10 protein-coding genes and 1 pseudogene are annotated in these 7,809 nt (G+C 43.9%); 5 read left to right on the top strand and 6 right to left on the bottom strand.

Translation table 11 applies throughout. The features are described 5' to 3' along the window. Positions 1-60 precede the first annotated feature (60 nt). Positions 61-960, bottom strand: coding sequence for a signal peptidase I (gene lepB / locus VIP81_RS26260; protein WP_331968245.1), 900 nt, complete (start codon positions 958-960; stop codon positions 61-63). Positions 961-1,296: 336 nt separating this feature from the next. Here lepB and VIP81_RS26265 point away from each other — a divergent pair, with 336 nt between their 5' ends. The 5 genes from VIP81_RS26265 (at position 1,297) to VIP81_RS26285 (ending at position 5,066) form a co-directional block, all read left to right on the top strand. After that, positions 1,297-1,716 (top strand): translesion error-prone DNA polymerase V autoproteolytic subunit, encoded by a 420-nt coding sequence (locus VIP81_RS26265; protein WP_331968248.1) that lies wholly within the window; start codon positions 1,297-1,299, stop codon positions 1,714-1,716. Between the two features lie 15 nt (positions 1,717-1,731). After that, a complete protein-coding gene (locus tag VIP81_RS26270; RefSeq protein ID WP_331968251.1) occupies positions 1,732-2,226 on the top strand; it encodes a hypothetical protein in 495 nt (164 codons plus the stop codon). Positions 2,227-2,232: 6 nt separating this feature from the next. After that, positions 2,233-2,985 (top strand): SOS response-associated peptidase, encoded by a 753-nt coding sequence (locus VIP81_RS26275; RefSeq protein WP_331968254.1) that lies wholly within the window; start codon positions 2,233-2,235, stop codon positions 2,983-2,985. A gap of 140 nt (positions 2,986-3,125) precedes the next feature. Further along, positions 3,126-4,127, top strand: coding sequence for a TlpA disulfide reductase family protein (locus VIP81_RS26280; RefSeq protein ID WP_331968257.1), 1,002 nt, complete (start codon positions 3,126-3,128; stop codon positions 4,125-4,127). A 12-nt stretch (positions 4,128-4,139) separates the two neighbouring features. Then, a complete protein-coding gene (locus VIP81_RS26285) occupies positions 4,140-5,066 on the top strand; it encodes a hypothetical protein (RefSeq protein ID WP_331968260.1) in 927 nt (308 codons plus the stop codon). A 73-nt stretch (positions 5,067-5,139) separates the two neighbouring features. Here VIP81_RS26285 and VIP81_RS26290 read toward each other — a convergent pair whose 3' ends face one another. The 5 genes and pseudogenes from VIP81_RS26290 to VIP81_RS26310 all read right to left on the bottom strand — a co-directional run bounded on the left by VIP81_RS26290 (position 5,140) and on the right by VIP81_RS26310 (position 7,363). Further along, positions 5,140-5,610: a hypothetical protein gene (locus VIP81_RS26290; RefSeq protein ID WP_331968263.1), complete on the bottom strand. Its 471-nt coding sequence runs from the start codon at positions 5,608-5,610 to the stop codon at positions 5,140-5,142. A 5-nt stretch (positions 5,611-5,615) separates the two neighbouring features. Further along, positions 5,616-5,837 carry a hypothetical protein gene (locus VIP81_RS26295; RefSeq protein ID WP_331968266.1) on the bottom strand — a complete coding sequence of 74 codons (222 nt, stop codon included), beginning with the start codon at positions 5,835-5,837 and terminating at the stop codon, positions 5,616-5,618. A 370-nt stretch (positions 5,838-6,207) separates the two neighbouring features. Beyond that, positions 6,208-6,486 (bottom strand): annotated as a pseudogene (locus VIP81_RS26300) (RHS repeat-associated core domain-containing protein); the annotation flags it as partial. A 266-nt stretch (positions 6,487-6,752) separates the two neighbouring features. Continuing rightward, positions 6,753-7,067: a site-specific integrase gene (locus VIP81_RS26305; RefSeq protein ID WP_331968269.1), complete on the bottom strand. Its 315-nt coding sequence runs from the start codon at positions 7,065-7,067 to the stop codon at positions 6,753-6,755. Beyond that, positions 7,064-7,363, bottom strand: coding sequence for a tyrosine-type recombinase/integrase (locus VIP81_RS26310; RefSeq protein ID WP_331968272.1), 300 nt, complete (start codon positions 7,361-7,363; stop codon positions 7,064-7,066). The genes VIP81_RS26305 and VIP81_RS26310 overlap by 4 nt, the downstream gene beginning before the upstream one ends. Between the last annotated feature and the right edge of the window lie 446 nt (positions 7,364-7,809).

Below are 7,809 nucleotides of genomic sequence, written 5' to 3' on the forward strand. Positions count from 1 at the left end.
AACGAATGGCGGTTCGTGCTGCAATAAAATAGTGGATTAGAATATTTCCACCATACAACATTATTCGAGTGTAATATTCATTGATAAAGGCGCTTTTCTGAAAGGGATAAATTTTGCTTTGCCAATAATATTATTGCGGTGAACGGGAGGGATAGAGCGGCTATCCATGCTTTGGTCGCGGTTATCACTTAACAGGAAGTAAGTGCTGTCCGGCATAAATTGTGTTTTTTGGTCGGCCAGATCAGGGGTCATACTATGCTTCAATTTAATAAATTGATGTTTACGTCCGTTCGGCATTACTTCTACCCATAATTGTTGTTCCTGTCCATCAATGATGGTGTCTTTGATAAAAGTTGTCTTTACCTGTTGCATATTGATGACAGGAATATTATCCCGGAAAGCAATAGCATCTTTTGGTAGTGCGGCTATGCGGCCCAGCATAATAAAACCGGATGAACGATACATTACCAGGTCGCCGTAGGCGGGAGCCTGATGGACGAAAGCCTGTCTATCTACCATTGCTGTTTCGCCATAGCGAATGGTGGGTTTTGCGGAGCGATCCACCGCATCGTAAGGTACCAGCCCTAATGTATTCTCAAAATCCATATATACCATAGCCCGCAGCATTAGTATCGCCACAAACGCGTAATAAAACCAGTTGTTATAAACTTTCCGGCCATATGACTGCAACTTTTTAGCAGTTATCATGGCATTTATTAAAGTATAACACCAAACAACAGTAGCCAAAGCATACATTAATAACCAGCCATAAAAAGAGGCACACCATCTTGTGTAGCCGAACACAATAAATGGTAACCACGTTCCCGCATACAATAATATGCCATGGAGATGCCGGCCGTTATAAATCTGGCCAAGGCCAGGGGTAAAAATGGACAATAACGCGGCCACGAAGGGTTTACGGGGACGAGCTATCAATTCGTTGTCGTTAAACAGGTGCATAGAGATAAGGTATAAGGCAAAGCAAGGTACGTATGTAAACTAATATTGTTTAAGGATCGGTTCAATTAAATCGGGACGCGGTGCGTCCCGATTTGAAAATGTCTGATATCTCATACAAAAAGCCAGATTTTGTATGAAATATCAGACAAAACATCTCTCAAAAAAAATCTCACTGCGCCTGTTTTAGCAACCAATTTCCACATCTCACTGATCTGCTGTTACTTAGTCCCATGCGCATTTTCACCACTTGTAAACGATCTGTTAATTGATTTTTTAAACTAATAATTTTAGCTTTATTTTGCTAATAATATTAGTATTTATTAAAACGATAGTTATATGGAAGCATTGAAAATGAGTGAGTTGAATATAACCCTGCCCTTCTTTAATACCAGCATCCCCGCAGGGTTCCCCACCCCCGCTCTCGATTACCAGGAAGAAGAAATTGATCTTTCCAGGATCCTGCAGCCCAACCCCGCTACCTCCTTTATCATCAGGGTGAAAGGTGATAGCATGACAGAAGCCAATATCCCCGATGGTTGTATGGCTATTGTGGACCGCTCCATCCGCCCTTCTACCGGCGATATTATTGTGGCGGCACTGGATGGGGAGTACACCGTAAAACGACTGGTAAAAGCCGGCCGCAACTGGGTATTGCATCCGGAAAATGCTTTTTTTAAACCCATTGTAATAGCAGAAGATGCAGACTTCCAGGTATGGGGCGTAGTAACCGCCGTGATTGTAGATATGCGTAAATAGTGAAATTGAATCGTTATGCACAATCCTTTGGCATTATTATCTGCCGCGCTGGTAAAAGCGCTGCTTGAAAATGGTTTTACGCTGTTTGTCCGTCAGAGTTATGCAGCGGGAAGAGATCATACCGACATGCATACACGGGAAGTATTCCTGATCACGCCTTATAAAGATATAGGAGAAGCCAATATGCATTTCCAGCATATCCGTTTTGATCACCGGAAATACATTTACCAGGCGCATCGTCCGGAAGAAATAGAGAAGCTGTATAAGGCAGCGTCGCAGCCACCAGGCTACAAAGTATATGCTTCCCTGTTACAGCAGGAAACCTGGGACCCGCCGCTGTATATGGACCCCGCGGTGAGACGATATATTTCTCTTAAAACAAAATGGAGGCCCGAAAAAAAAGAAGAAGTAAATGCTGAATTATTCCTGCATTATGGTGAGCTCTATTTTGCACTGAAGTACGGAGCTGAAGAAATAAAAGTACCTTTATCGGAGATAGAATACGACTAAATAAATATGTGCTACGATATCGCTTTTACTGCCAACATAGAGAGCATCTTTAAATATTTGCCGCAGCTGCAAGCTGCCGGCGACCTCGATATTCACTTTGATCCCACCTGGCATAAGATCGGGATGTCGTATCCCCAATGGCCGGTGATCACCAACAACAATGGATTAAAGCTGGAGAAGTATACCTGGGGACCTGTACCTAAAATGCTGGACACCATTGAAAAAGTAAAAAGACAACGACAGCTTTTCCTGAATGCCCGGAGCGAAAAGGTATTGGAAAATGGTACTATGTGGAATGCCATCCGTCATCAGCGCTGCCTGGTACCTGCCACCGGATTCTTTGAATACCGGCAAATCAGTGGTTGGAAAAATAAGGTGGCCTACTACATCAAATCAAAAGAACAGGACGTGTTTTTCATTGCCGGCTTATGGGCACTGTCCAACTCCTGGGATGTGGATAAACCCGGGCGTATCCCCACTTTTACGCTGTTAACCCGCAGCGCTAACCCATTGATGGCACAAATCCATAATGGTGGCGACAATGCCGGAAGAATGCCGTTGATGCTCACTAATCAGCTTGCCAATGAATGGGTAAAACCAGGACTAACGGACACGGATATACGTGAAATACTACAATATGAACTTCCTGCGGGTCAACTGGATTACTGGCCGGTGAATTCGGTGCGAAAAGTAAAGCCGGATGATGCTGCCGTAATTGCGCCTGTCGATTATGAGGGACTGCCTGCTTTAGTGGTATAAGCGTGCGGCTTATCGGGCAAAAGCGACCAGCGGCCATGCCCCTATCTACCCAATGCTGACCTAAACTTAAAAGTATTTCCTCCACACCTTCACCCTTTATGGTGTACCCGTTGTCTTATCTGTACAAAACGTGAACAGATATGACCAAAATAATGAGTAGCGCCTGCTGCCTGTTGCTATTGCTCCTGCTGCGGCTTCCTGGGTTGGCGCAGGGATTTGAGATCAGGGGGTACGTAAAAGATGTAAAATATGGCAAGATAAAATTGCTGGACGCAGAAGATCAAAAGACTGTATTGGGAGAAGGCGACATCAAAGGGCATGCTTTTATAGTCAGGGGAAAACTGACGCATGCACAACCAGTCACTCTCTGCATCAACAACGGCAGTAAAGCAAATATGTTTCTCGAAAATACGACCTATCAGCTGCAAACAGCCTACCTGGGGCTTAATGGGCGGCAGTTAAAAGGAGGCCACCTGAATACTGATTACCAGTATTACCTCCATGATATGACCAATCCCTCCAACCCCGACCGTACTGCGGAGTTTCTGGCCACTCATCCCGATTCAGAAGTAGGCGCCTTTCTGGCCAACTACTGGGGAAAATATCCCTATACCCGCGTAAAAGCATTCCTCGATGCCATGGGACCACATGCCCGTAACTCCTGGTATGGAAAACTGGTGGTACAACGGGAAGATATTATGTCCAGATCCCAGCCGGGCCGCGTGGTGCCTGATTTTAAAGCATTGGGGGTGAATGCAGATACCATAAACTACAATCGCTTTCGGGGGAAAGTGCTAATGCTTGATTTCTGGGCTTCCTGGTGTCATCCCTGTCGCATGGAAATACCGCATCTCAAAAAAGTATACCAGGCCTATCATGAAAAAGGGGTAGAAATCCTCAGCATCTCCGTGGATGCCGTAGATGCCGCCTGGAAAAAAGCATTGGGCCAGGAACAGATGCCATGGCCTCAGGCACGGGACCCCAAAGGATTTGACGAAAACGGTTTCCGCAAAATATTTGGATTCGGCTCCGTTCCTTTCGGCGTTATCATTGGGGCAGACGGCAAAGTATTCAGTACCTGGGACCGCACCGGGAAAACGCTGGAACAATTACTGGACGAAGCACTCGCACAAACCAAATAAATAAAAAGATTCATGAAATATAGCATCATAGTATGGCTGTTGGGCTGTTGCAGTTTATCTGCTGCAGCACAAACGTCACCACGTAAAAGCATACACGATCAGTTAACGGCCATCCAAAAAATAGCAACGCAGGCTGCGGAAGACAGTACCGCCGCCAGTATAGCGGCGGCGAAATTATTGCCGCAGTTGAATCCTGACGATGCACTGCTGGCTACACAAGGAAACGATCACTCCATCAACACTTACCTGGAGGGCATTTTTCGGCTACGTAGTCTTACCCGCACCAATAATTCATTCGACAGTGGTGTTGTGATGCGACTGAAATATGTACTCTACAATGTACAAAGCGACCGCGTGAGATGGGCTTACTATCAGCAGATAGCAGCCGGCATTATTGAAAACAGTGATAAGGAAATGATCCAGGAGATAAAGGAAGACCTGGCATTGATGGTACCCGCGAAGCAACGGATCAAATACGATTCGCTGTTAAGTATCTGGAATAACCTGCGACAAGGACAACCTATTCCGGCATTAACATTAACAGATGAACAGGGTGTACGTCTCGATCTGTCCGCTCCTGGCGACCGGATGTGGGTAATACAAACTTTTGCTCCCACAGATAGCGCCAGCATGCGCGCTTACCGCGGCGTTTGTTCACTGGCGCAAAAATTTGCCGGCGACAGCACTTATACTTTTATCGGGCTTAACCTGCAGGATGGCGCGGCGCCTGTATCTTCGCTGCAGCAATATCATTTAACGGCGAAGGAGTTAGTGGAGTTCCGCCGCTTATATGCCATGCTGGGGAATACACGCGCAATGGTGATACGTAACGGGTATTTTCAGCTGGCAAGCATGCCTGATGTATCGGAAGAAGGACAGGCGATGTTACTAAAGCTTAGTTTGAATATGCACTATCCGCTTGTTAAACACGAAGAATAGGCTATCGCGCCAAAAAAAGGCTGATCCCAGAGGTTTCTAGCCTCCGAGATCAGCCTTACTTTATTCATTACCATTACCTTCCTGACCTCACTGGTTTCTCCATTCTTTTTTGAAACCCTTCCGGGATTACACTCCCTCTCGTTAATTTATAACCAGTAATTCTATTTAGCGGATAGACACTTGGAGGACCAAAAAGCAGATTAAGATGATAAACGCTATCTGCCGATGTTGTATGGCTACTTTTTATCGGAATATCTACTATTCGCTGTCCCATGTCGTTGTAGAGATCTGTAGTATTTATGGCAAAATCTCCCGATGTCCCCAGGAGTCCTTTAAACTTTGTAAAGTCATCAAACAGCATTTCATCATCTTTCCCTATAACCAAGAGATCAGGCCCAATAAAAAATCTAAATTCAGTAAACTGATCATTTTCAATTGCGGTAATTATCTTATTGGTGGTTCTACGCATTCTCTCTTCCTCTGTCACGCTGCGACAAGCAGAGATAAACACCACCAAAATAAAAAAATGTTTTATATATCTCATATTCATCAGTTTAAAGGGCTAGTGCTACGTTGGTTATTGTTATTTAAAAAATCGAGCAATGTTTTATAAATATCATACGTCTGCTGTGTAGAGCTCTTAATTTTAATCCCGTTCTGATTCATTATTTGCATACCAGTTTTCATAAGATCCATTCCTTTTTGCAGTGATCCTTTAATATCTTCCACATCAATTGAAGGAAGCGAGCCATCATTGATAAAATTGGTCATTTCTGCTCTCTGTTTAGGGGAACCAAAATACCGTTTGAAAGCGAAGTTGCTTTATTAAAGCTCGAAATATTCTCCTTTAATTTTGTATTTGCATCCCAGAGGGGAACATTATCTCTATAAGTAGTAATCCACGCATGGCCTTCCTGTGCTGCGGAGCCTACTGTAAATTATTGCTCGGCCGGAATGTTGATCCGGATGGGGAACTTGCCATCCCTTCCGGAGTTACGCCTACACTTGAAGCGGTAAACAATGGAATACCAGATGCATCTTTATACACCGACGGCACATTACCATAAGAAATGTTAACTGTTCTTTCCTGGGTAGTGGCATTAGTGCCATAAATGGTTTGATAGGAAACTGCAGATTTGAATCAGGCACTATTAAATGGCAACAGTTCAAGACCTTCAAGATCTATTCCCATAGTGACCTTATTTTCAGCACAAGCATACAGCGTATTACTGGAATATTTGCTGCTTAAAGGATCGATCTGCATAAATCTTCCAATCTGCGGATCCATACTTCTATACTTAAACTGATACCAGTTAAGATCCAGTCCGTCTTCCAGCTCCTGGGAAGTAAACTTCTTTTTATTTTCCGGATAACTACTACCTTTCAAGGCATTATAGCTGATGCCTGCCATCGTCAATCCAAACGGATAATAATAGCGTCTCCTCCAGCAACGGTCTCAAAGAACTTCTACCACTAAAAATAACGGATTTTATTTTTTCATATGAAAGAAAAAAATCTGATCGGTCATAAAACGCGGTCACCGTCCGGGGATAGATGATGTGTTACTGCTGTTGATTCTATATTCTCATGCCAGATCATAGATTTATCGCTCAGCCTATATTCTGCCGTCCCCCACATCACCCATCCCCGGACGGAAGCGCGATAGCACTAACGCTGATCAGGGTACTACTGCTGGTGTTCTCGCCTCCGGATGATGCCTTTCATAAACAAGCCCGCAGCGGGGTTATCTGCCCGCTTTTCAGCAGACACCAGGTAATTAAAGTAATGCCGTACCGGGCATAGTATGGCATTAATCAACGCTTTACTTTTATTCATGGATTGCAGCCACCGGATAAAATCCAGCAACTCCGTATAACTGATAACATCGGCTGATAAATGTTCCTGCAGCAACCACGATGTAAAGTAATCCAGGTACTTGCTGTAAGTACTGATAGTACAACCACTGTGCTGCTTTTGTTTTAAATAATCAGTGAACGTCATATCCTGTCATTTATAAGGTGAGTATAAGTCTGCGCACTGTCTAATACCTCATGGCCCCAAAAAAACTCCTGGATCTGTTCAAGGTTCATACCTGACGCCAGCAAGTGCGTAGCAATACTGTGCCGCAGCGTATGCGTGCCGATGTTCTTTATTAAACCTGCCTTTTTAACCAGTAATTTAATGCGTACATATAAACTCTGTTTCACGAGCATCACACCCTTATTTGCGCCTATAAGCAGCATTTGTGAAGATGTTTGCTGTAACTGAGGCCGGGCGTGATCTATGTATAACCGCAACTGCCCATAACTGCCGCCAGCTACGATGCTACGCCATCTATCGATTTCGCAAAACGGATTGCTGATGCACTGGGCGTATCACTTGATTATTTGGTGGGCGAAGGGATTAACGCTCACTTTGATAAAAAAACGCTGCAACGTATCCAGGACATTGAGAAGCTGGACGAGGATACTAAAGAAAAAGTGTATTTCCTTATTGATAATATTATTCAAAATACTAAAGCTAAAAAAGCCTTTAATTCATAAAAAAACCGCAGGCATTGCCAGCGGTTTTCTGCTTTGGGAAATAATTTTCATATGCCTCTATTTCGAAAAGAACTTAATTTCCATTTACCCTCATCACACGAAAATTCAAAAATAGCTGTTGCACCACCACCATTTGAAAAATGATAGCTATTATTCTTATACGTGATTTGAAAATCTATAATCTTCACCTCTAAAACGTT

Source organism: Chitinophaga sp. (assembly GCF_036566945.1).
In the GTDB taxonomy this organism is placed as follows: Bacteria; Bacteroidota; Bacteroidia; order Chitinophagales; family Chitinophagaceae; genus Chitinophaga.